The organism is Mesorhizobium sp. M7D.F.Ca.US.004.03.1.1 (assembly GCF_003998635.1).
Lineage (GTDB): Bacteria > Pseudomonadota > Alphaproteobacteria > Rhizobiales > Rhizobiaceae > Mesorhizobium > Mesorhizobium loti.
Genome location: NZ_RZQG01001781.1, coordinates 1 through 466 on the forward strand (window position 1 = coordinate 1; position 466 = coordinate 466).

At 56.9% G+C, this 466-nt stretch carries 1 protein-coding gene; it reads left to right on the forward strand.

Annotated elements, in window-relative coordinates; translation table 11 throughout:
• Positions 1-466 (forward strand): PHP domain-containing protein (locus tag EN935_RS40005; protein ID WP_127374452.1); only part of this gene is annotated, 466 nt, incomplete at both ends.

Below are 466 nucleotides of genomic sequence, written 5' to 3' on the forward strand. Positions count from 1 at the left end.
GGATGAAGATCTGCATGGCATCTTGCATTCCCACACGATCGCATCCGATGGCACCGAAACGCTTGAGGCAATGGCCGAGGCCACGCGCAGGCGCGGCTTCGAATACTTTGGTGTCGCCGATCATTCGCAGTCCGCTCACTACGCAGGCGGCCTCACACTACCGGAGATTGCTGAACAGCACCGCGAAGCTGACCAGCTGAACAAGGCATACAATGGAAAATTTCGCATCCTGAAGGGCATCGAAGCGGACATCCTGGCGGATGGCACGCTCGATTACCCGAATGATATCTTGGAGACGTTCGATTTCGTCGTCGCGAGCGTGCACAGCCGCTTCAAGTTGCCAAAGAAGGAACAGACGGAGCGTATCATCGAGGCGATCGGAAATCCTCGGACGACAATCATCGGGCACATGACCGGTCGCCAGCTGTTGCGCCGGCCCGGTTATGATCTCGACATCGACAAAGTC